Here is a 22,752-nt window from a genome sequence, read left to right on the forward strand (position 1 = left end):
AGTAGTGGCCGGCGCCGGCCCGCTCGAGCAGGGCACCGAACAGCACGAACAGGAAGACAAAACTGGTGGAGACCCCGAGGGCGATGCCAAACACCCCCTCAGTGGTGATCCACTGGTGGTTAGCCAGCGCATTGAGGCTCACCCCACGGTGGGCCAGCAGCCCCGGCATCCAGGGGCCGGCCAGACTATAGGCGAGAAACACCAGGGCGATGACGGCCAGGGCCGGGCCGAGGGCACGGCGGGCGGCCTCCAGCAGCAGCGGAATGCCGATGCAGGCCACGGTGAAATCCATGGTGGTCAGGTTGCCTGGCCGCTGGGCCAGCTGGGTATAGGCGAGGAACAGGTAGCCGGCGACCAAGGCGCCGATGACGCCGAGGGCGATGTCGGGCAGTGGCACCCGATCCCGCGGCGAGCTGCGCAGGGCCGGGAACACCAGATAGGCGAGCAGGATGGCAAACGCCAGATGGATGGAGCGGGTCTCGGTATCGTTGAGCACCCCCACCCCGACCATGAAGGGGAGCGGCGAGGCGATCCAGAGCTGGAACAGGGACCAGAGCAGGGCGAGGCCGGCAATGACCCAGCTCATGCTGCCCTGCGGCAGGCGGGCACCCACGTCCTGGGCGATCAGCTCTTCGGCTGAGTGCGCCTCGGGTTGTTGTACTTGTTGCATAGTGTGACTCGGTGACTACAGCCATAAAGCCAGACTCGCCACCCTGACGGGGTCGCGAGTCTGGGGTACATCAGAAGCTAGCGGCAGCGCGTTACAGCCAGCCGCGCTCCTTGTAGTAGCGCAGCGCCCCTTCATGCAGCGGCGCGGAGAGACCCACCTTGATCATGTCGGTCTCTTTGAGTTCGGCAAAAGCCGGGTGCAGGCGCTTGAAGCGGGCCAGATTGTCAAATACCGACTTGGTCAGCTGATAGACCACTTCCGGGTCGGTCTTGGCGCTGGTCGAGAGTACCGCCTTGCCACCGATGGAGGGGGTCGGCGCCGGGTTGCCCTTGTAGAGGCCACCGGGGATCTCGGCCTTGGTGTAGTAGCTCTTCTCGGCCAGCAGCTTGTCGATCTCGGGGCCGGTCACCGGCACCAGCACGGTATCGGTGGTGATCGAGGCCTCCTGGATCGCGCCGTTGGGGTGGCCGACGAAGTAGCTCATGGCGTCGATGTTGTTGTCACCCAGCGCCGAGGCCTGCTCGGCCGGCTTGAGTTCCGAGACCAGGCTGAAGGCAGTGCGGTTCCACCCCTTCGCCGCCATCACCTCATCGAAGGTATCGCGCTGGCCGGAGCCGGGGTTACCGATATTGACGCGCTTGCCCTTCAGATCGTCGAAGCCGGCGATCTTGGCATCCTTGCGCGCCAGGATGGTGAACACCTCGCTTTGCAGGGAGAAGACGGCGCGGATATCCTCCATCGCCCCCTGCGCCTTGAAGGGCTCGACCCCCTTCAGCGCCTTGAACTGGTGATCCGACTGCATGATGCCGAAGTTGAATTCACCGGAGCGGATGCCGTTGACGTTGGCCACGCCGCCGCCACTGGCCGGCGCGTTGCACTTGATCTCGTGGGTCTTGGTTCCCTGGTTAAGGAAGCGGCAGATCGACTGGCCGGCCACGTAATACACGCCGGTCTGGCCACCGGTGCCGATCGTCACGAAACGTTCGGCGGCTTGAACTGAAGCGGCTGGCAGCACGCCACACAACGCGGCGGAAACGGCGCAGGCCAAGGTTAATCCCTTCATGTGTACATCCTTTATGTTGATGTGATTCTGGCGATGACCCCGCAGAGATGCGGGCAGACGTGATCGGGATGTATGCCGGGGCATACTGACAGGATGTAAACGAGAAGAGATATTCCACGACATCCTGTCACAACAAAACAACATTCCAAAAGTAACCCGATCCATCGGGTGGGATGCAAATATTAATCGGCGATCGACCAGATCTTTAGCGATTTTTTTGAAGGGGATCAAGCTAATCTGCTAAGGGTGACTCTCGCGAGTCTCAAAAAAACAGGGGCCGCTGGCCCCTGTCATTTGCACACGCATCACGCTTACTGCAACGGCGTCAGGGTGATGGTGACGCGGCGGTTCTGCGCCTTGCCCGCTTCGGTGCTGTTGCTGGCAACCGGCTGATCCGGGCCCACACCGGCGGTGACGATACGGGAACCGGCCACGCCACTGGCGATCAGCTGGTTAGCCACCGCGTCGGCACGCTGCTTGGACAGCTTCATGTTCAGCTCGCGGGTACCGGTGCTGTCGGTATGACCGATCACGTTGAGGCGGGTCTTGTCGAACTCGGCAACCACAGTGGCCACACCGGAGAGGGTGTTGGCACCCGCCGGCTTGAGCTGGGCGCTGGAGCTGTCGAAGGTGATGCTGTTGGGCATGTTGAGGATCACCTGATCACCGTTACGGGTCACGCTGACGCCGGTGCCTTGCAGCTTCTCACGCAGCTTGGCCTCCTGTACGTCCATGTAGTAACCGATGCCGCCGCCAAGCGCCGCGCCCGCTGCCACGCCAGTCAGGATCCCCTTCTTGCGATCCCCCTTGCTGGAGGAGAGCGCACCCACGGCAGCCCCCGTCGCAGCACCCGCCATGGAGCCCCAGACCGCCTTGGAGGTCTGCTGCTCGCCGGTATAGGGGTTGGTGGTACAGCCGGAAACGGCGATGGTGAGTGCCAGAGCCGGCACCAGTGTCTTGAAATTCATGAAAACCCTCAAAATAGTCGATCGGCTATCACACCGGGGCAGGAATTGTATCCCAGCTTAACGCCATTGTCTGACGCAGTCGGCGGCGACCTAGCCTGCCCTCATCAGCGCCTCGGCACCCCAGGCCCTTTTACATAGGCCGGTTCACCCCGCATGCCACTCGGAGTCATCAACTACATGTCTTTTCACCTGCGCAATGTCCCCATTCGCCACATCATGCTGGTGGCCAGCTCAGCCATAGTGCTGAGCCTGGTCTTCAGCAATCTATGGCGCAGCAGCCTCACCGATGAATTAGCGGCCTTGCCCGGAGAGTTGATCGAGCACACGGATAACCTGCTGGAGTTGCAGCACCTGCACGACCACACAGTCCAGGAGCAGCGCTGGCGACTCAATGCCGCCCTCACCGGCGCCCCGCAACACCTGGCCCGCGCCGATGAGCATGCCCACCAAGCCGATGCGCTGCTCGATACCCTGCCTGAGCTAAAAGACGATCTGGCCGCCCTGTTTTTACGTCAGCGAGCCGCTGGCCACGCCATCGTCACCGCCTACCAGACTCAGGGGATCGAGGCCGGCAAGCAGCTGATGTCCCAGCCGGGGGGATACACCGACCTCTCCAACCGCATCACCAAAGTGCTCTCGCACACGCTGCAACAGCAGGAGCAGCAACTGAAGCAGCTAGAGCAGGCGGCACTGCACAAGAGTCGTTCGCTCAACCAGCAGACCTGGCTCATCCTGAGCCTCAGCCTCCTGCTGGTCGTGCTGGTGCTGTATCTCTTGCAGCGCAAGATCCTGGCCCCGCTGGGCGGCCTGATGGAGCAGGTGCAGCGGCTGGCCGATAACAGCCATGACCTCTCCTTTCGTCTGACGATGCAGGGGCGCGATGAATATGCCTATCTGGCCAAGGTCTTCAATCACTTCCTCGAGAACATCGATCGCCTGATCGGGACGGTGCAGTCGGTCTCCTTCAAGACGCACGACAAGATGCAAACCCTGATGTCGCACACCGATACCTCGCTGACCAGCATGAATCAGGTGCAACACAACACCGATGCCCTGGCCTCTGCACTGAACGAGATGACATCGACCGTGCACCACATCGCACACAGTACCGAACACGCCCGCCGCGAAACCGCGAAAGCCAAGGGAGACATCGATATTGGCCAGCATCAGATCGAGAGCGCGGTCGCGCTGATGGGTCAGGTGGCAGAACATGTCGAGCGCTCGGCCCATGAACTGAACCAGCTGGAGCATGAAAGCAGCCAGATCGAATCGATCGTGCAGGTGATCCAGTTCATTTCGGAGCAAACCAATCTGCTGGCCCTGAACGCCGCGATTGAAGCGGCCAGAGCCGGTGTTCATGGCCGTGGCTTTGCCGTCGTCGCGGATGAGGTGCGCCAATTGGCCAGCAGAACCCAGGCGGCCACCGTCGATATCCAGCAACGCATCGAGATCCTGCAAGGGAAAAGCCAGCGCGCCGTTCAGACCATGCTCACCACCCAGCACGTCAGCGAACAGGCGGTGGCCCAGGTCGGGCACACCGGCCAGACGCTGGAGTCCATCGTGGAGGTCATCAATCAGGTCAATGTCATGAATGGCCAGATTGCCGCGGCCGCAGAGCAGCAAGCCCTGGTCACCGAAGAGACCAGCCGCAATGTGGTGAATGTGGCCGAGATTGCTCGCCAGAGCCTGACCTTGGCACGGCAAACCCGCCACCAGACCCGCGACATGAACCACGCCAACCAGGAAGTGGGCCTCATCAGCTGCCAGTTCCAGGTCACCGCGCAAGAGGATCGCGACGACCAGCGCAATCTGATGCATTGGAACGACAGCTTCTCCGTCCACGTGCCGAGCATGGATGAACAGCATCAAGGGCTGTTCAACGCCATGAACCGGATCTATCAGGCCGTGCAGGAGAAGGCCCCTTCACACGTGCGGGAGCAAAGGTTGAACGAACTGCTCTCGCTGGCCCGCCAGCACTTTGCCGATGAAGAGAGGGGGATGGCGCAGGCCCATTACCCCGGCCTACAACGCCACAAGCAGGAACACGCCAAACTGCTGCATGAACTGGGTCATCTGCTGACCCAGCACAGCGGTGATGAACAGGAGGACAGCCTGGAGGTGATCGCCTTTCTCAAGAACTGGCTGCTCGACCACATCTTCCGCTCCGACAAACTCTATGGCGAGCCGATGCAACAGGCCGGTATTCGCTAAGACGCAGACTCGGCAACCAACAAGGGGGGCTCAGGCCCCCCTTTGAGTGAGCACTCGCCTAGCCGCGCTGACACTGCTCATGACAGGGGCAGGTCACCAGATGATCGTTCACCATCCCCACCGCCTGCATGAAGGCGTAGCAGATGGTGCTGCCGACGAAGGTGAAGCCGCGCTTCTTAAGCGCCTTGGACATGGCATCCGACTCAGGCGACGTGGCCGGAATGTCGCCGTTGCCCTGGCGCTGGTTGACCATGGGGGCGCCGCCGACGAAGTCCCACAGGAAAGCGACAAAGTCGATCCCCTCGGCCTCCATGGCGAGCAGCGCCTTGGCGTTCTTGATGATCGAGTGCACCTTGAGCCGGTTGCGGATGATGCCGGGGTCTTGCATCAGCCGCTCCACATCCTGCTCGTCGAACCGCGCGATACGCACCGGGTCAAAGTCGGCATAGGCGAGGTGGTAGCTCTCGGTGCGCTTCAAGATGGTGATCCACGACAGCCCCGCCTGCTGGCCGTCGAGGCAGAGTTTGGCAAACAGCTCGCGGGCATCGTAGACAGGCCGCCCCCACTGTTTGTCATGGTATTCGATGTAGGCCGGGTCACGGGTCACCCAGGCGCAACGCAATTCCATTTCCTCTCTCCTCTCATTTCATCCCGCCCCAATGTACCGGCTCCAACCCGGACATGCGAGTGCCGGCTCCCCCTCCCGCCCAGGCCCGGCGCAGCGTCATCACACTAATCCCCTGTAATTTCGCCTATTATCCGACCATGCCAGGCGGTATACTCCTTCGGTTCACATTCAGCAAATCTTGCTCTGATTTCATTTCGCGCGAAAAAAATTATGCAAAAATTCGATGTCAAAACCTTTCAGGGCCTGATCCTGCAGCTGCAGGACTATTGGTCCCGCCAGGGCTGTACCATCATTCAGCCGCTGGATATGGAAGTGGGTGCCGGTACCTCCCACCCCATGACCTGCCTGCGCGCCCTGGGCCCCGAGCCCATCGCCTGCGCCTACGTACAACCGTCCCGCCGTCCGACTGACGGCCGCTACGGTGAGAACCCGAACCGCCTGCAGCACTACTACCAGTTCCAGGTGATCATCAAGCCCTCCCCCGACAACATTCAGGAGCTCTATCTCGGCTCCCTGAAAGAGCTGGGGCTCGACCCCGAGATCCACGACATCCGCTTCGTGGAAGACAACTGGGAAAACCCGACGCTGGGTGCCTGGGGTCTGGGTTGGGAAGTGTGGCTCAACGGCATGGAAGTGACCCAGTTCACCTACTTCCAGCAGGTGGGCGGCCTCGAGTGCAAGCCGGTGACCGGCGAGATCACCTACGGCCTCGAGCGTCTGGCCATGTACATCCAGGGCGTCGACAGCGTCTACGACCTGGTCTGGTCTGACGGCCCGCTCGGCAAGACCACCTATGGCGACGTGTTCCACCAGAACGAAGTGGAGCAGTCCACCTACAACTTCGAACACGCCGACGTGGAGTTCCTGTTCCACTGCTTCGAGCAGTACGAGAAGGAAGCCCAGTCCCTGCTGGCACTGGAAAAACCGCTGCCGCTGCCGGCCTATGAGCGCATCCTCAAGGCCGCTCACTCCTTCAACCTGCTGGATGCCCGCAAGGCCATCTCGGTCACCGAGCGTCAGCGCTACATCCTGCGCATTCGCACCCTGACCAAGGCGGTGGCCGAGGCCTATTACGCCTCCCGCGAAGCGCTGGGCTTTCCCATGTGCCAGCGCGCAGAGAACAAGCAAGGTTAAGGAACGGACATGGCACAACATACTTTTCTGGTAGAGATCGGCACCGCCGAACTGCCCCCCAAGGCCCTGCACTCCCTGGCCGACGCCTTTGCAGACAACTTCAAGAGCGAGCTGACCAAGGCCGATCTGGCCTTCGCCGGGGTCGAGTGGTTTGCCTCCCCGCGCCGTCTGGCGCTGAAGGTGAGCGAGCTGGCCAGCGATCAGCCAAGCAAGAGCGTCGAGAAGCGCGGCCCGGCCGTGGCGCAGGCGTTCGATGCCGACGGCAAGCCGACCAAGGCCGCCGAAGGCTGGGCCCGTGGCAACGGCATCACGGTCGATCAGGCCGAGCGTCTGGTCACCGACAAGGGTGAGTGGCTGGTGCACACCGCCCAGATCGAGGGTCGTCCGGCGAAAGAGTTGCTGGGCGAACTGGTTAGCCAAGCGCTTGCCAAGCTGCCCATCCCCAAGATGATGCGCTGGGGCGACAAGACCATCCAGTTCGTGCGTCCGGTGTTCACCGTGACCCTGCTACTGGATGGGGATCTGGTGCCGGCCCACATCCTGGGCATCGACTCCGCCCGCACCCTGCGCGGCCACCGCTTTATGGGTGAGAGCGAGTTCACCATCGACAACGCCAGCCAGTATCCGCAAATCCTGCTGGAGAAGGGCATGGTGATGGCCGACTTCATGGCGCGTAAGGCCAAGATCAAGGCTGACGTCGAAGCCGCTGCCGCCGCCTGCGGTGGCGTGGCCGATCTGGACGACGACCTGCTGGAAGAGGTCACCGCCCTGGTCGAGTGGCCTGTGGTGCTGACCGCCAACTTCGAAGAGAAGTTCCTGGCCGTGCCGGCCGAGGCACTGGTGCACACCATGAAGGGTGACCAGAAGTACTTCCCGGTCTACGACCAGAGCGGCAAGCTGCTGCCCAAGTTCATCTTCGTCACCAACATCGAGTCGAAAGATCCGAGCCAGATCATCGCCGGTAACGAGAAGGTGGTGCGCCCGCGTCTCTCCGACGCCGAGTTCTTCTTCAAGACCGACCTCAAGCAGAAGCTGGCCGACCACCTGCCGCGCCTCGAGACCGTCTTGTTCCAGCAGCAGCTCGGCACCGTGCGTGCCAAGGCCGCCCGCATCGAAGCCATGGCCGGCTTTATCGCCGCCAAGATTGGCGCCGACGTGGCCCAGGCCCAGCGCGCCGGCCTGCTCTCCAAGTGCGACCTGCTGACCAACATGGTGAGCGAGTTCACCGACACCCAGGGTGTCATGGGGATGCACTACGCCCGCCACGACGGTGAGGCCGAGGCGGTGGCTCTGGCCCTCAACGAGCAGTACATGCCGCGCTTTGCCGGCGATGCCCTGCCGTCCGGCCTGGTCTCCTGCGCCGTGGCGCTGGCCGACAAGTTCGACACCCTGGCCGGTATCTTCGGCATCGGCATGCTGCCCAAGGGTGACAAGGACCCGTTCGCCCTGCGCCGCGCCGCTATCGGTGCCCTGCGCATCATGACCGAGAAGCAGCTGGACTTGGATCTGGTGGAGCTGGTCGAAGAAGCGGTCAGCGTCTACGGTGACAAGCTCACCAACAAGACCGTCGTCAGCGACGTGGTCGACTTCATGCTGGGGCGCTTCCGTGCCGCCTATCAGGACGAAGGGATCGGCGCCGACGTGGTGCTGGCCGTACTGGCCCGCCGCCCGACCCGTCCGCTCGACTTCGATCGCCGCGTTAAGGCCGTCAGCCACTTCCGCACCCTGGATGCCGCTCTGGCACTGGCTGCCGCCAACAAGCGCGTGAGCAACATCCTGGCCAAGGTGGAAGGCGAACTGCCGACTGCCGTCAAGCCGGAGCTGCTGGTCGATGCCGCCGAGAAGGCGCTGGCCGCCCAGGTGGCCGAACTGCAAGGCGAACTGGCCCCGCTGTTCGCCGCTGGCGACTATCAGGCCGCCCTCACCCGTCTGGCCGCCCTGCGCGAGCCGGTCGACACCTTCTTCGAAGAGGTGATGGTGATGGCCGACGACGAGGCCCTCAAAGCCAACCGTCTGGCACTGCTCAACAACCTGCGCAACCTGTTCCTGCAAGTGGCGGATATCTCGCTGTTGCAGTAACGCAGCCTGTATCAGGAAAGGCGCCTTCGGGCGCCTTTTTTATGATCCATTGGCAGTGGCAACATCGTGCTTCACCGTGCAAAACACGAGGGCTCCGCCCTCGACCGGGTTTCGCCCGCCCTGCGGGCCGGGGCGAGTGACTTCTTGCAGGCCCAAGAAGTCACCAAGAAGGCCTTCCCCCGCTGATCCGCCCGACTGGCATCGGGTCCCCTCGCCTCACCCGTTTGTCCAACGGCACGCGCCGACGGTTCATCCCTGTCCCGCCGCCGCTCGCTCGGCATCCCTGCCTCGCGGCCTGGACAACCGGGCTCGCCTCGGCGAATCAGAGGGGGATCCAATACCGTGCTAACTTTTGCTTGAAACTGCAATAATGCACCAGCCTTGCATCAATTACCGCATTTCTGTTATTGCCTTTGTTACTCCATATAATGATGGTGTGATTTTTGTCCATGTAATCCCCATTGAAATTATTTTTCTTCTCAGGTTTTCACGCTCACTTGTAGGAAGTGTAAACCTCCTTGGTTTTAATGAGAGCTTATTAAGAATCTGGATTGCTTTTTCATTTCCCCTTATAATCATCATTAAACTTTCATCTAAAGATGCCAAACCATCAGCAGGCTTAAATATGTGATTAGTAAATAGACCTGATTGCGCCTGAACATTTATATTATCGACCTTTGGGACATGAATCACTTTCACCCCACGCATTATTTCACCCAGCTTAATAAGAAGTTCTGGCAACACCCACACATCTAATTTATCACTTTTACATTCCTGAGTTGCAAAAAATAATGAGACCAAAGGATCTGTTGTCCAATCTAGAAGCCGCGTTGGCATCCCATAGTGTTGAGCTAGTGCTAACAATCGATAAGAATCATTATTTGGCCAATTAAAATAATGGCACGCAGATAATGATGTGTGGTCGTCGATTACCTTACATTGAGCAAGCACATTACTCTCTACAAAGAAGCCGATCTCATCAACACCAGATACAAACTTCGAGAAATTCCTAACCTCACTGAAATGGGATTGTCCACTGACTATGTATTTGGTGAAATCATTGCTCCTAGAATGACTCCATTTACTGCTAGGAAAACTTTCCCTATATGCACTTGGGATAAGTTTCCATGTATGGTCTGCGTGACCTCTAAAGATGAACTTGTGCTGATATTGGTAATAACAACTGTTCAATAACTCAGAACGATGACCGAGCGCATCGAGTAAGTCATCACTATTTTCGAAAGAATATATAATATGATTCTCTTTTATCTCTGGATGGACCTTAAATAAAGGTCCATCATAAATTTTTTGTTCATGATGAAGCACACCAAAAAGAGACAACTCATGATCTATATCAACCATCACATTCCCCCATATAAATGTCTCTATCAAAACACCTATAAACTTATCTCGTATATTGGGTTTCGCAAGGTAAAGCGCTAACCTACGCCGATATACAGGCTGTAGTAGGTTGGGCTGAGCTTACGAAGTCCAACTCTTACAACCACCATAAAACAAAGCCAGGCATCCACCGAATCCCAACCTCGCCGATACGCCCGATAACATGCGATCGGTCGCTGTGTACGGCGTACCTTTCTCTGCGATCAGGATGACCACCCCGGTCTACACATATCAAACTCGGATTTACAGAGATAAAAACGGCGCCACTAAGGCGCCGTTTTTATTTTATCAAGATACAACAGCAATGCTGATGAATTAAAACGCTCAGAAGCGGTAGAGCATCCCCATGGATACTGTGCTGTTATTCATGGACACGCCGCCGTTTTCAATATCAGAATCACCCAGCTTGGTGACATATTGATATTCAACCCGAGCAGACCAATTATTATCAATTGCGTATTGCATCCCCAGGGCCCCTACAAATGCAGCATTATTTTCATCATGAGATGCCGAACCGACGATAGAAGAGAGCTTGTGTTCAGTCCAGGTCATTGCGCCACCCAGGCGGGTATACACTTCCAATTCGGTATTCATGGGGGCGGACAGACGCACAGTGGCTTGCAACATCTGAGCGCTCACCTTGCTTTCAGACCAGATGCTCTCTTGCTTGTATTGCCCCAGCCAATCATAGCCAAGCTCTACTGCCACATTTTTATGGAACTGATAACCCATGAAGGCACCCAAGCTAACATCATCAGAGTCCGCCTCCCCGCCACCATACTTAAATATCGGGTCCATATCGACATTATGGAACTTTGACCAACCGACCTTGCCACCAACATACCAATTGGAGCTGGCGGCTTGAACTGCACCGGAACCAAGAAGGGCCGTAATTAATATCGCAGAGATACTGACTTTCATTTTTCCACCTATAATTTAAATTCGGCCGAAACATAATGAAATCAGCGATCGATTTCAATCGAACCTGTCTGGTTATTATACTTTCCATTTGAAATTATGACTTTTCTTACATGCTCGTGGCGAAATAACCAAATAATTGAAGATATTCTCCAGCAACATCGCCTTGATGAATAAGGTGGCTCGTAGGTGGGGTTTCGCAAGATAAAGCACCAACCAGCGCCGATATACAGCCAACCGCCCCCCCCCCCTTCCGGCTGGCCTCGCAGCAACCCGCCGGGACAAGTACATCTCGAGCGTCCGGTGACGCTGCGCTCATCGCACCTTGGCCAACGCGGCGACGATCTGCTCCACACTCTGCGCTACCGACAAGACGGCGCTATCCAATATCAGGCGCTCCCTGTCCCAGGGCTCATAGTGGCGGTTGATCACCGCCTGCCAGTCGGGCAATACCAACCCCTCGATATCCACCTTCCGCTTCTCAACCCGCTCCCGGTGCAGACTCGGGTTGGAGCAGACCACCTCGATATCGAGATAGGGCACCCCGACCGAGCGGGCGATGTCGTGGTAGGCATCCCGGGTGAGGGGGATAGGGTTAACGGAATCCGTGATGACGATCGAGCCAAGTGCCAGGTTCTCTCTGGCCAGCCCATAGGCCACGACATAACCGGCCGGCCCCATCTCCCGCTCTGCCTGCTCGGCGTCACGCAGGGCCTGCTCTATGGTATCAATGCGCAAATAGACAGCCCCCACGCGCTGGGCCAACGCGCGCGCAATGGTGCTTTTTCCACTGCCCGGCAAACCACTGAAGATGATCAGCATGCTCTATTCCTGTGATGAAAGAAGAACTTGAGCCACATGGTATCGGATTACCGCCCTCCCGACCGCCGCTTTAACCGGCCGCACTGATGCGGGTAGCCCACCCAGTGCCACCAATAAAAACGGCGCCCCGAGGCGCCGTTTTGTGTCAGCTCATCAGCGTTCAGCCCTTATAGACCGGCAGCAGATCGACCATGTTGAGCAGGTGGAAGGCGGCGGTCAGCACGCCGAAGGCGATCACCAGCACTATCATGGGGAGCCCGCCGGGGGCGCGGAACCCCTCCTTGTTCCCCATGCGGCGCACCTTCCACGCCAGCAGCGGCGGAATGATGCAGGTCCACAGGGTGGCCACGGCGCCGGCATAGCCGATGGCCACCAAGAAGCCAAACGGGAACAGCAGCGAGAGCAGCAACGGCGGCAGGAAGGTGACGGCCCACGACTTGGCGCGGCCACCCCGGCTGTTATCGAACTGGAACAGATCGGCCAGATAGTCGAACACCCCCAGCCCGACCCCGATAAAGGAGGAGAGGATGGCCGCCATGGAGAAGGCGTTGAGGGCGCTTGCCACCGCCTTGGACTCGATCACCGAGCCAAGCGCCTTGAGCAGGGCATCGACGTTGCCCCCTTGCTCGATCACCGGGCCGAACTCGCTGCGCGGCAGGTTGCCGAACACGCTGGCCAGCCAAATCAGATAGAAGGTGAGCGCGATGGCGGTGCCCCCTAGGATGGCGCGGCTGGCACGGCGCTCCTCGCCGTAGTAGGCCCGCATCGAAGAGACCGAGTGGTGATAGCCGAACGAGGTGAGCGCCACCGGCAACATGCCGAGGGCATAAGGGACGTAGTGGGTCTCGCTGCCGATCCGATCGAGCAGCAGATCGAGGCGAACGTTCATCGACATGCCCGAGATACCGAACGCAAAGCTCAGCCCCATCAGGATCACCAACAGCACCGAGATGCGGTCGACCGCCCGGGTGGAGTGCCACACCACGACAGAGAAGAACAGGGTAAACAGCACCGAGCCCCAGTGGCTCTCCAGCCCCAGCATCTCCTGGATGATGAGCCCCGACGAGGTGATGTAGGCATAGAGCAGGATGCCGCCGACGAAATAGACGCTCAGGTTGTTGAGGGCATTGACCCTCTTGCCCAGCAGATCGCGGGTGACCGTATCAAATGAGACGCGAAGCGGATAACCCTTGTAGGATTCGAGCAGCATCCAGCCCGATACCGTCATCACCACCATGGTCAGCGTCACCGCGAACATGGACCAGAGAGTCCATGCCCCCGCGCCCGCGCTCGGCAACCCCAACATGCCGGCTCCCACACAGACGCCGGCAATGATGCATGCCCCGCCCACCAAGGATGGTTTGTGTTCCATAACGTTTCCCCACGACGGATGATTCGAAAGCGGAGCGGCGGGCCCCTGCCCGTCCGTCCGGGGGCCGCCAGCACCCTGGCTGCGGCCCGCTTGCCGTCGGCATGCCGGCGCCAGGGCAGGCACCAGTTCAGCACACGACAGGACAACCCGACCTGTACAGCCCGACCATCCCCCCGGCTAGGCCGGGTCGGGGGACTTTACCCTGCTCCTTCGCTGCGGGCAAATGCCTCGCTCACCCCGTTTGCCTCAATGGGAGAGGTAGGGCAACAGCGCCAGCAGGTGCCGGCGCACCGCAAGCGGGGTCTGGCTGACCCAGAGATCGAGCAGGCCATCGGCCAGCAGCGGCAGCAAAAACAGGAATAGGCAGAGCAGCGCCAGTTGCAGTGGGGCGCCCAGACGCCGGCGGGCACTCCCCAGGTGCAGCGCATCGGCCCGACTCGGGCAGGCCGCCATGCAGCGGCGACAGTCGCTGCACTCCAGGCTGCGCACCGCGATGATCTGATGCACCTCGATACGGGCCGGGCAGGCCCGGCTGCACTTGTCACAGTCATGGCCCTGGCTGCGCAGGCAGCGCGACTTATCACGACGGATGCGCAGGGGCGCCACCACAGCGAGCAGGCCGAGCCAGGCGCCATAGGGGCACAGATAGCGGCAGAATCCCTGACGGAAGGTCACGGTGAGCAGCAGCACCCAACCCAGGCACCCGGCCGCCAGTGGCGTCAGGGTGAAGAAGAAGGCGCCCATCTTCATGTCGGCCGCCTGATGATAGGAGCTGGCAAGATAACCGGGCAGCGCCGCCGTCGGCACCGCCAGCAAGATAATGAAGAGCAAGAACCCCAGCACCAGCCACTTCTGGGCGCGCAGCAGCATGTCGAGCCAGCGCGGTGGCGTCCACTCCCCCGGCAGCCAGCGGCTGCGTAGCCGGTGCAGCCACTCACCGATGAGCCCGAGTGGGCAGGCCCAGCCGCAGAAACTGCGCCCAAGCAGCAGGGCCGACAGGGAGATGACCAGCAGGGTGACAGTCGCGGCGGGGTGATGCGGATCGGTGAGGCCCAGCGCTCCCCATGCCCGCAATCCAAGGCCGCCGGCAATCGGTAAGAAGGCATCGACGATATCAGGGCGCGCCAGCAGTGGCGTCTCACCACGCCCAAGCTGCCAGACATAGAGCAGGTACTGGGCCGCCACCAGCGTCCAGGAGAGCAGCAACAGTTGCCGCATCCCCTCGCGCAGCCGCCCAGCTTGCCCCCGTGGCGAGCCCGTATGCGGGTGCCATCGGCGCCACCCCCAACCGACCAGCGTCACCCACGCCAGCGCGCCCCACAGCCACACATCGGCCGCCACAGCCCAGGCCGCCATCACCAGCAGGGCGGCGACGCGGCGCCCCCAGCCGCGCTGGCGCAGCAATCCCCACCACAGGGCACTCACCCCGGCCGCCACCGTCAGCGCCTCAATCCCGGTCACGTCGCCTCCTCACCCGTTCACAGCGTGCCGGCAGCATAACTGACATCTAAGGTGACTATTTTGATCTGGCCCGCTCATGGCCGGTGAAAAGCCAGCAGATAGTGGTGTGGACATGTGCGGCACTCCAGCTCGTCGACCACGAATCCCGCCGCCGTCACCTCGGCGGCAGCCTGCTCTGCCGAGACGGCCGCCTGGGGTGAGTGGAGATCCACCAGCAAACCGCGGCAGCCGACGGCCATCTGCCGGTGCAACTGGGCCAGAAACGGCCCGCGCGCGGCGATAAAGCGATAGACATTGGCCACCAGCAACTGGCTAACCCCGGCGGGCAGACAGGGATCATCGGGCTGGCTCTGGTGCACGCTGACTCGCCCCTCACCGGTAAAGCGGCGACCGAGATAGTCCACCATCGCCGGCTCGCTATCGATGGCATGCACCCGACCTTTCGGCAGTTGTTCGAGCAGCAGCTGGGTGAAGTAACCGGTGCCGGCCCCCAGATCGGCCACCACGGCATCGGGAGGGAGCGCCATGCGCGCCAGGATGGCGCTGCTGCGCTGCCACTGCTCGCGCTCAGCCGAGTCAAAGACCAGGCTCAGGCGCTCGGGTTCAGCAAAACTGGCCATGATCCCCTCTCAGGCCGTGCGGCTGTGAAAAAGCGGCTGATCCGACTCGGCCTGCTCGGCCCAGAAATGGATGTTGAAACGGGCATCTTCCGATAGCTCAACCCGGTGCCAGTACTGAGGTGGACTGGTGGCAAACTCGCCAGCACGGATGGTGAGCACCCGTTCGGGTTGCTCGGCCTGCTCGTCGGCAAAGCCGTAGTAGGTGACCGTCCCCTCCATCACGCAGAGCTGGCCGAATACACCGGCCGCCGTATTGTGGTGGGTCAGCAGGGCTGCCGGCACGTTGTCACGAGTGAAAAAGGGGGTGGAGCGACGAACGACCCAGTGGGCGGGGATGAGTGACATGGACATTCTCCTTCGATGGGCCGGGCTCACCCGGCCAATGGATGATGAAACAGATCAGCGCGGCAGCTCGCGCAGCAGGGGGAAGGCGGTACTCATGCGATCGCCGCCGACCACGAAGCCGCACACCTGACCCGCGCCATCTTCGGCGCGCGCCTGCAAACCACGACAGTCCCATTCGATCTGCCAGCGCAGATCCTCGCCCAAGGTACGACCGGCCAACTGTAACGGATAACCGGGAGTCTTGACCTTGACCAGCATGGGCGGCAGCGCCAGCGCAGTGGGGTGGCCGAGCAGGGTGCCCGCCAGGGCGTTGGCCCCCAGCACTATGGGTTGCAGGAAGGGCAGGCACTGATCCTGCCACTGCGCCCCGTCCCCCAGGGCGAAGATGCGCGGATCGCTGGTATGCAGCAGGGCATCGACCCGGATACCACACCCCACCTCCAGCCCGGCAGCCGCCGCCAGCTCGATGTTCGGGCGCAGGCCGATGGCCGCGATCGCCAGATCCTGCTCGCTCCTCTCCCCCCCGGTCAGGGTGGCCAACACCCCTTCACCATGGGCATCGAGCCTGGCGATCCCCTGCCCTAGGCGCAGTGTGACCCCGACGTCCAACAGCGCCTGTTGCAGTGGCTGGGCCAGTGGGGCCGGCAGCAGTGAGGGCAGCAGACTCGGGGCAAGATCGACCAAGGTCACCTCCCGCCCCGCACTGGCGAGATCCATCGCCAGTTCACAGCCGATCAACCCCGCTCCCAGCACCAGCACCCTGCGGGTCCGCGCTAGCCGCGTCTCGACGGCAGCATACTCGGCCAGGCTGTTGAGGGTGACCATCAGCTCGCTGCCGGGTACATCCGGACGTCGTGCCCGTGCACCGGTCGCCAGCACCAGTTGCCCGTAGGGGATCTCCCCTTGGGAGGTACGCAGGCAGGCGTGTTCCCGATCGATGGCCTCCACCCGGCAGTGCGGCTGCAACACGATGCGCTGCTGCTCGGCAAACTCGCAGCCACGCAGGCGCACCAGGGCGGCACTACTGCTGGCCCGGCTCACGACATGGCTGAGATCCGGTTTGTTGTACTCATCCCCGCTGTCGGCGGTGACCAGGCGGATCGGCACCTCCCCGTCACGTTTGCGCAGGGTACGCACCAGTTGCTGGGCAGCAAAGCCACCCCCGACGATGACGATACCGGCGCTCATGCTGCCTCCTCGGCCTTGCCGCACGGCTCGAAGACCTCCTTGCCGATGCCACAGCCAGGGCAGAGGAAGCTGTCAGGCACCTGCGCCCAAGGGGTGCCCGGCATCACCTCCTGATCCGGCTCGCCCTGGGCCGGGTCATAGACCCACTGGCAGACGGTGCAGAGCATGGCCTGATCGTCGTCCCATTCAGCCGTTGGGGCGGCTTGCGGTGCCGCCGTCACGGCAGCGGGCATAGCGGAAACGGGCGTCACCTGGGTTGTGGTGATCGGGCGGGGCGCCTCCAGCGGGTGCAACGCCCACTGACGCGCCAACTGGCGGCCATGCTCGCGGCACTCGGCCAGCGCCGAGCCATCCGGCCGCCACTTGGCCTTGAGAGAGAGGCTGATATCAAATCCCGCGTCCATCAGCCGGGTCTGGATCCGATCCACCGCGCCGCCAGTCCAGCCATAGCTGCCAAACGCCGCGGCTCGCTTGCCACGAAAACGCAGGCCGGTGATCTCTTCAAGCATGCCCGCCACCTTGGGCATCATGACATTGTTCATGGTGGAGGAGCCCACCAGCACCCCCTTGGAGCGGAACACCTGAGCCAGGATCTCGTTCTTGTCGTGGCGCGCCACGTTATAGATCTTCACCGCCACGCCGGGGTCGACCTCGTTGATCCCCTGAGCGATAGCGTCCGCCATCATGCGGGTGTTGTTGGACATGGAGTCATAGAACAGAGTGATGCGATCTTCCTGATAGCTGTCGGCCCAGGCCAGGTACTGGTGGATGATCTGGGCCGGGTCATCACGCCAGACGATGCCGTGGGAGGTGGCAATCATGTCGACCGGCAGGTTGAAACCGAGCACCTCCTTGATCTTGGCGGTCACCAGCGGACTGAACGGGGTGAGGATATTGGCGTAGTAACGCAGGCACTGCTCCATCAGCTCGCTCTGATCCACCTCGTCATTGAACAGGTGCTCATCGCAATAGTGCTGGCCAAAGGCGTCGTTGGAGAACAGCACTGCATCCCCCGTCATGTAGGTCATCATGCTATCGGGCCAATGCAGCATGGGAGTCTCGATAAACACCAGTTGCTTGCCGTTACCGAGATCCAGACTGTCGCCGGTCTTGACCGGATGGAAGTTCCACTCCGGGTGGTGATGGTGGCCAGTGATGGAGTCGATGGCATTGTGAGTGCAGTAGATGGGGGTACCGGGAATGCGCGCCATCAGTTCGGAGAGGGCGCCGGCGTGATCCTCCTCGGCGTGGTTGATCACCACATAGTCGATGCTGGCAAGATCGATCTCGGCCGCCAGATTCAGCACGAAGTCACGGCTGAATTTGTGATCGACCGTGTCGATAAGCACCGTCTTCTCCTCGCGGATCAGGTAGCTGTTATAACTGGTCCCCTTGGTGGTCTTGTACTCGGTGCCGTGAAAATCGCGCACCTCCCAATCACGTTGGCCAACCCAGTGAATGTTGTTTTTGACCAAAATAGACATCTTGCTCTCCTTCGAAAATGAATCGTGCGATCTGAAGGAGAAAAGGCAAATCCCGTGCCATAACTTAATTGCATGTTTTTAAACAAATTAACTTTAATGCATTGTCATTTACACCATCCCCAGCTATGGTCAATATCACAATTACATTGTCATAACGACCATTATGCTCTCGACCGATACCCTCGTCCGCATCGCCCTCGACTTGCAACACGGCATCTCCCACCGGGATCGCTTCCAGCGCCTCATCCACAGCGTGCGCCAGCTGCTTGCCTCCGATGCCTCAGCGCTGTTGCGCTATGAGAACGGCACCTTCGTCCCGCTGGCCATCGACGGCCTCTCCCGCGATGTGCTTGGCCGCCGCTTCCGGGTCACCGAACACCCGCGCCTCGAGGCTATCGCCCGCGCCGGCGACGTGGTGCGTTTCCCCACCGACAGCACGTTACCCGACCCTTATGACGGTCTGATCCCCGGCCATGATGCCCTCAAGGTACATGCCTGTGTGGGTCTGCCGCTACTGAGCAACCACACCCTGATCGGCGCCCTCACCATCGATGGTCTCAACCCGCACCAGTTCGACGATATCAAGGACAAGGAGCTGCGCCTCATCGGCGCGCTGGCCGCCGCCGCACTCAGCAACGCCCTGCTGATGGAGCAGCTGGCACGCCAGCACCCAACCCCGCTTGCCAGGGCGGAGGATGCGGCCGATGAAGGGGAGAGCGACGAGATGATCGGTGAGGCGCCGGTCATGGCACAGCTCAAGCAGGAGATCGCCGTGGTGGCCGCCTCCGATCTCAACGTGCTGATCCTCGGTGAAACCGGGGTCGGCAAGGAGCTGATCGCCCGCGCCATCCACCGTGGCTCGGCGCGCGTCAAACAGCCGCTTATCTACCTCAACTGCGCCGCCCTGCCCGACTCAGTGGCCGAGAGTGAGTTGTTCGGCCACGTGAAGGGGGCCTTTACCGGCGCCGTGCACCATAGGGCGGGCAAGTTCGAGCTGGCCGACAAGGGCACCCTGTTTCTCGACGAGATAGGTGAACTTTCGCTACCGTTGCAAGCCAAATTGCTGCGGGTGTTGCAGTATGGCGATCTGCAGCGCATCGGCGACGATACCCAGCTCAAGGTGGACGTGCGCATCCTCGCCGCCACCAACCGGGATCTGCGGCAGGAGGTGCTCGCAGGGCGTTTTCGCGCCGATCTCTACCACCGCCTGAGCGTCTTCCCGTTACACGCACCCGCCCTGCGCGAGCGCAGCGAGGACATTCCCCTGCTGGCCGGCTATTTTGCCGAGCGCTGCCGCGCCACCCTGGGGCTGGAGTCGCTTTCGCTGCAACCGGCCACCCTGCAACGCCTCGCCGCCCACCCATGGCCGGGCAACGTGCGCGAGCTGGAGCACGCCATCCACCGCGCCGCCGTGTTGGCACGCGCCGAGCAGGGGGGCAGCACAGCGGTGATCCGCCCTGCCCATCTGGCACTCGGTGACCAACCGGCGGCGCCGTTGACCAACCCCGACCCCGTGCGACTGCCACAACAAGGGCTCAAGGAGGCAACCGAGCAGTTCCAGCGCGAGCTGATCCGCCAGACCCTGGAGGCAGAACGGGGCAACTGGGCCGCCACCGCCCGCCAGCTGCGGCTCGATCCGGCCAACTTGCACCGCATGGCCCAGCGCCTCGGCCTGAAATAGCGCCGACGCGTTGCCACACCACAGGTCAGTGATATTGTCACCGCGGCGACCCAATATGCAGATTCAAGCAGGCGTTGCCTGCTCGGTTCCCGGCAGGCTCGAGCTTGGTTGCACTCAATAAAGAGGCTCACCTGGACATCATTGGCGAGTGAAGGCGTTCCCTGCGGTGCAGCAGGGGACGTTGAGGCGCGATACGCCTCGTTGGCCTAGCCGGCCTTGAGATCGACTTGGCCACGGTATCAGCCCCCTTCCTAGCGCCGCGCTGTTGATCTGGTGAGGGTAGGTAGCGCAGCAATAAAAAGAGGGGCGCCAGCCCCTCTTGTATCACCTCGGTGACCTAGCCCTTGCGGCGCAGGTAGACGCCGGCTTCCATGTGATGGGTCCAGGGGAACTGGTCGAACAGGGCGAAGCGGGCGATCTCGTGGCTCTCGCCGAGCACCGCCATGTTCTCTTGCAGGGTCTCCGGGTTGCAGGAGATATAGAGGATGTGGTCGTACTCCTGCACCAACTTGACGGTCGCCGGGTCCAGTCCGGCGCGCGGCGGATCGACGAAGATGGTGTTGCAGCGGTAGTCGGAGAGATCGATCCCCTTGAGGCGGTTGAACTCGCGCTCACCGCGCATCGCCATGGTGAACTCCTCGGCCGACATGCGCAGGATGATCAGGTTGTCGATGCCGTTGGCGGCAATGTTGAACTGGGCTGACTCCACGCTCGGTTTGGCAATCTCGGTTGCCAGCACCCGCTCGAAGTTCTCGGCCAGGGCGATGGAGAAGTTGCCGTTGCCGCAGTAGAGCTCGAGCAGATCCCCCTCGCTGGAACGGGTCACGTCACGCGCCCAGGTCAGCATCTTCTGGTTAATCTCGGCGTTGGGCTGGGTGAAGCTGTTCTCCACCTGACGATAGATGTAGCTGCGCCCCTCAACCTCCAGCGCTTCATCCACGAAGTCCTGCTCCAGGCAGATCTTCTGCTTGTGGGCCCGGCCGATGAGTTGCAGATCGAAGCCCTGTTGGCGCAGGTCGGCACGCAGCGCCTCGGCGGCGGCCTGCCACTGCTCGTCGAGCTTGCGGTGATAGAGCAGGCTGACGATCACCTGGCCGGAACGGGTCGACAGGTAGTCGATCTGGAACAGCTTGCGACGCAGCACAGGGTGTGGCTTGAGGCCCTCAATCACCTTGGGCATCAGATCGTTGATGAGCCGGCTCGCCGTCGGGAAGTGATCGACCCGGATCCGCTGGCGGGTCTCCTGATCGAACATGATGTGGTAGAGATCATCCCCTTCGTGCCAGACGCGGAACTCGGCGCGCATGCGGTAGTACTCGGCCGGCGAGGCGAACACCTCGAGGGCGGGCGGGTTAAAGGCGGCAAACAGGGCACGCAGGCGCTCGGCCTTGGCGTCGAGCTGCTGCTGGTAGGCAGCCGGGGTGTGACTCATCGAATACCTCATGGACGAAGCCGGAAACGGAGCGGGGCAAACCCGAAGGGGCGATTTTAAGAGGCCATCGACGGTTGTCCAGTTTTTTTGGTCAAGAATTATCCACTCAGGCCGATAACCTGATACCGGGCATGTGTGGAGGAATAGGCATGCAAATCGACAGCATTGGACAAGGTCAACTGAAGAAGGCCGATGCGGCCCAGAATGCGACGCAGCGCAGTGCGGCTCGCCCTCAGAATACCCAGGAGCCACAGGATCAGATCTCCCTGAACAGCCGCCCCAAGTGGGCACAGGTGCTGGTGCAGCAAGCATTGCAGTTCAGCCTCGAGATCAATGGGGGCAAGTACCAGGCGCCCAAGCAGGTCGAAGAGGTGACGCCGGAGACCCTGTTTGACTACGAAGAGGTGGCCAAGAACGTATTGCAGTTTGTCACTGGCCGGCTCGGGGCGGCCCGCGCCGATGGCAAAGATGACGATGCGCTGACCAAGATGATGGAGCAGGCCCGCAAGGGGGTCGACATGGGCTTTGCCGATGCTAGGAAGATGCTCGGCAGCTACGCCACCGACAACGAAGACATCAAGACCGGCATCGACCAGAGCTACAAGCTGATCCAGGAGGGGCTCGACCAGTTCGAGAAAGAGTTCTTCGGTGATGTCTCCAGTAGCGAGGTCGGCGCCGCCAAGATGGCCAACCGCCAGCAAGGCACCCTCGAGATCGAGACCAAGGAGGGGGACAAGGTGGTGCTGCGCTTTAGCGACAGCTGGCAGTTCAAGAGCAGCCAGGGCGACCGGGGCAGCAAGGTGAGCTTCCAAAACAGCCAGAACTTCAGCTTCTCGCTGCAAGGGGATCTCAGCGACACCGAGATGAGCGCCATCGGCAAACTGGTCAAGGGCATCGACGAGCTGGGCAGCAGCTTCTTCGCGGGCAACCTCGACCAGCTGATGAGCAAGGTGGGCGATCTACAGCTTGATGACAGCCAGCTGGTCGGCTTCAGCCTCAAGCTCAAGCAACACAGCAAGCTGAGCGCCGCCTACCAGGGCAACTCGCTGCAAGATACCCTCAAGCCACTGGCCGACTACCTGCCCCGGCTCAGCAACTGGCAGCAGCAGGCCGATGCGTACATCGCCCCCACCAGCCAGCAAAACCTGACCCAGACCGTGCTCGCCGCCCAGGGGCACGACAACAGCCAGGTGCAACGCTTCAACGGCTTCAACCAACGCCTACTCACCGCCCTGCACCAGCTCGGCTGACCCGGTTTGCCAGCGCCGCCCGGCG

General features: G+C 61.2%; 18 protein-coding genes and 1 pseudogene. 5 read left to right on the forward strand and 14 right to left on the reverse strand.

Going from position 1 to position 22,752, the window contains the following annotated elements; all coding sequences use genetic code 11:
* The 3 genes and pseudogenes from BN1134_RS01665 to BN1134_RS01675 form a co-directional block, all read right to left on the reverse strand.
* Positions 1–670, reverse strand: a pseudogene (locus BN1134_RS01665) (C4-dicarboxylate ABC transporter); the annotation flags it as partial.
* A gap of 91 nt (positions 671–761) precedes the next feature.
* Positions 762–1,733, reverse strand: a complete 972-nt coding sequence (locus BN1134_RS01670) for a TAXI family TRAP transporter solute-binding subunit (protein WP_042044892.1) — start codon at positions 1,731–1,733, stop codon at positions 762–764.
* A 311-nt stretch (positions 1,734–2,044) separates the two neighbouring features.
* On the reverse strand, positions 2,045–2,701 hold the full coding sequence (locus tag BN1134_RS01675; protein ID WP_042044893.1) for an OmpA family lipoprotein: 657 nt from the start codon (positions 2,699–2,701) through the stop codon (positions 2,045–2,047).
* Positions 2,702–2,854: 153 nt separating this feature from the next.
* Between BN1134_RS01675 and BN1134_RS01680 the strand changes: the two genes are divergently transcribed.
* A complete protein-coding gene (locus tag BN1134_RS01680; protein WP_232300580.1) occupies positions 2,855–4,912 on the forward strand; it encodes a bacteriohemerythrin in 2,058 nt (685 codons plus the stop codon).
* Positions 4,913–4,970: 58 nt separating this feature from the next.
* Here the strand turns inward: BN1134_RS01680 and BN1134_RS01685 are convergent, their stop codons facing one another.
* On the reverse strand, positions 4,971–5,540 hold the full coding sequence (locus BN1134_RS01685) for a DNA-3-methyladenine glycosylase I (RefSeq protein WP_042044894.1): 570 nt from the start codon (positions 5,538–5,540) through the stop codon (positions 4,971–4,973).
* Positions 5,541–5,750: 210 nt separating this feature from the next.
* Between BN1134_RS01685 and glyQ the strand changes: the two genes are divergently transcribed.
* The gene (gene glyQ, locus BN1134_RS01690; RefSeq protein WP_042044895.1) at positions 5,751–6,674 is read left to right on the forward strand and encodes a glycine--tRNA ligase subunit alpha; all 924 of its coding nucleotides are present in this window, start codon (positions 5,751–5,753) and stop codon (positions 6,672–6,674) included.
* 9 nt (positions 6,675–6,683) lie between these two features.
* Positions 6,684–8,753 (forward strand): glycine--tRNA ligase subunit beta, encoded by a 2,070-nt coding sequence (gene glyS / locus BN1134_RS01695; RefSeq protein WP_042044896.1) that lies wholly within the window; start codon positions 6,684–6,686, stop codon positions 8,751–8,753.
* 390 nt (positions 8,754–9,143) lie between these two features.
* On the opposite strand, the gene BN1134_RS19075 is transcribed toward glyS, so the two are convergent.
* The 9 genes from BN1134_RS19075 to norV form a co-directional block, all read right to left on the reverse strand.
* Complete coding sequence (locus BN1134_RS19075; protein WP_084214677.1) at positions 9,144–10,115, reverse strand: FRG domain-containing protein; 972 nt, start codon at positions 10,113–10,115, stop codon at positions 9,144–9,146.
* A 363-nt stretch (positions 10,116–10,478) separates the two neighbouring features.
* Positions 10,479–11,075, reverse strand: coding sequence for an outer membrane beta-barrel protein (locus BN1134_RS01700; protein ID WP_042044917.1), 597 nt, complete (start codon positions 11,073–11,075; stop codon positions 10,479–10,481).
* Positions 11,076–11,387: 312 nt separating this feature from the next.
* Positions 11,388–11,894, reverse strand: coding sequence for a P-loop nucleotide/nucleoside kinase family protein (locus BN1134_RS01705; RefSeq protein ID WP_042044897.1), 507 nt, complete (start codon positions 11,892–11,894; stop codon positions 11,388–11,390).
* A 160-nt stretch (positions 11,895–12,054) separates the two neighbouring features.
* Positions 12,055–13,266, reverse strand: a complete 1,212-nt coding sequence (locus BN1134_RS01710) for an aromatic amino acid transporter (RefSeq protein ID WP_042044899.1) — start codon at positions 13,264–13,266, stop codon at positions 12,055–12,057.
* A 246-nt stretch (positions 13,267–13,512) separates the two neighbouring features.
* Positions 13,513–14,727: a 4Fe-4S binding protein gene (locus BN1134_RS01715; protein ID WP_042044900.1), complete on the reverse strand. Its 1,215-nt coding sequence runs from the start codon at positions 14,725–14,727 to the stop codon at positions 13,513–13,515.
* A 74-nt stretch (positions 14,728–14,801) separates the two neighbouring features.
* Complete coding sequence (locus tag BN1134_RS01720; protein WP_042044901.1) at positions 14,802–15,347, reverse strand: class I SAM-dependent methyltransferase; 546 nt, start codon at positions 15,345–15,347, stop codon at positions 14,802–14,804.
* 9 nt (positions 15,348–15,356) lie between these two features.
* Positions 15,357–15,698, reverse strand: a complete 342-nt coding sequence (locus BN1134_RS01725) for a TehB family protein (protein ID WP_042044903.1) — start codon at positions 15,696–15,698, stop codon at positions 15,357–15,359.
* A gap of 48 nt (positions 15,699–15,746) precedes the next feature.
* The gene (norW, locus tag BN1134_RS01730; protein ID WP_042044904.1) at positions 15,747–16,880 is read right to left on the reverse strand and encodes an NADH:flavorubredoxin reductase NorW; all 1,134 of its coding nucleotides are present in this window, start codon (positions 16,878–16,880) and stop codon (positions 15,747–15,749) included.
* Complete coding sequence (norV, locus tag BN1134_RS01735) at positions 16,877–18,364, reverse strand: anaerobic nitric oxide reductase flavorubredoxin (RefSeq protein ID WP_042044905.1); 1,488 nt, start codon at positions 18,362–18,364, stop codon at positions 16,877–16,879. Before norV ends, norW begins: the two co-directional genes overlap by 4 nt.
* 163 nt (positions 18,365–18,527) lie before the next feature.
* On the opposite strand from norV, the gene norR reads away from it, so the two are divergent.
* The gene (norR, locus tag BN1134_RS01740) at positions 18,528–20,045 is read left to right on the forward strand and encodes a nitric oxide reductase transcriptional regulator NorR (protein ID WP_042044906.1); all 1,518 of its coding nucleotides are present in this window, start codon (positions 18,528–18,530) and stop codon (positions 20,043–20,045) included.
* Between the two features lie 337 nt (positions 20,046–20,382).
* Here the strand turns inward: norR and trmA are convergent, their stop codons facing one another.
* Positions 20,383–21,477 carry a tRNA (uridine(54)-C5)-methyltransferase TrmA gene (gene trmA / locus BN1134_RS01745; protein WP_198133128.1) on the reverse strand — a complete coding sequence of 365 codons (1,095 nt, stop codon included), beginning with the start codon at positions 21,475–21,477 and terminating at the stop codon, positions 20,383–20,385.
* Between the two features lie 149 nt (positions 21,478–21,626).
* On the opposite strand from trmA, the gene BN1134_RS01750 reads away from it, so the two are divergent.
* The gene (locus tag BN1134_RS01750) at positions 21,627–22,727 is read left to right on the forward strand and encodes a DUF5610 domain-containing protein (RefSeq protein WP_042044908.1); all 1,101 of its coding nucleotides are present in this window, start codon (positions 21,627–21,629) and stop codon (positions 22,725–22,727) included.
* Positions 22,728–22,752: the final 25 nt, after the last annotated feature.

Origin of the sequence: Aeromonas simiae (genome assembly GCF_000820125.1) — a bacterium.
Lineage (GTDB): Bacteria > Pseudomonadota > Gammaproteobacteria > Enterobacterales > Aeromonadaceae > Aeromonas > Aeromonas simiae.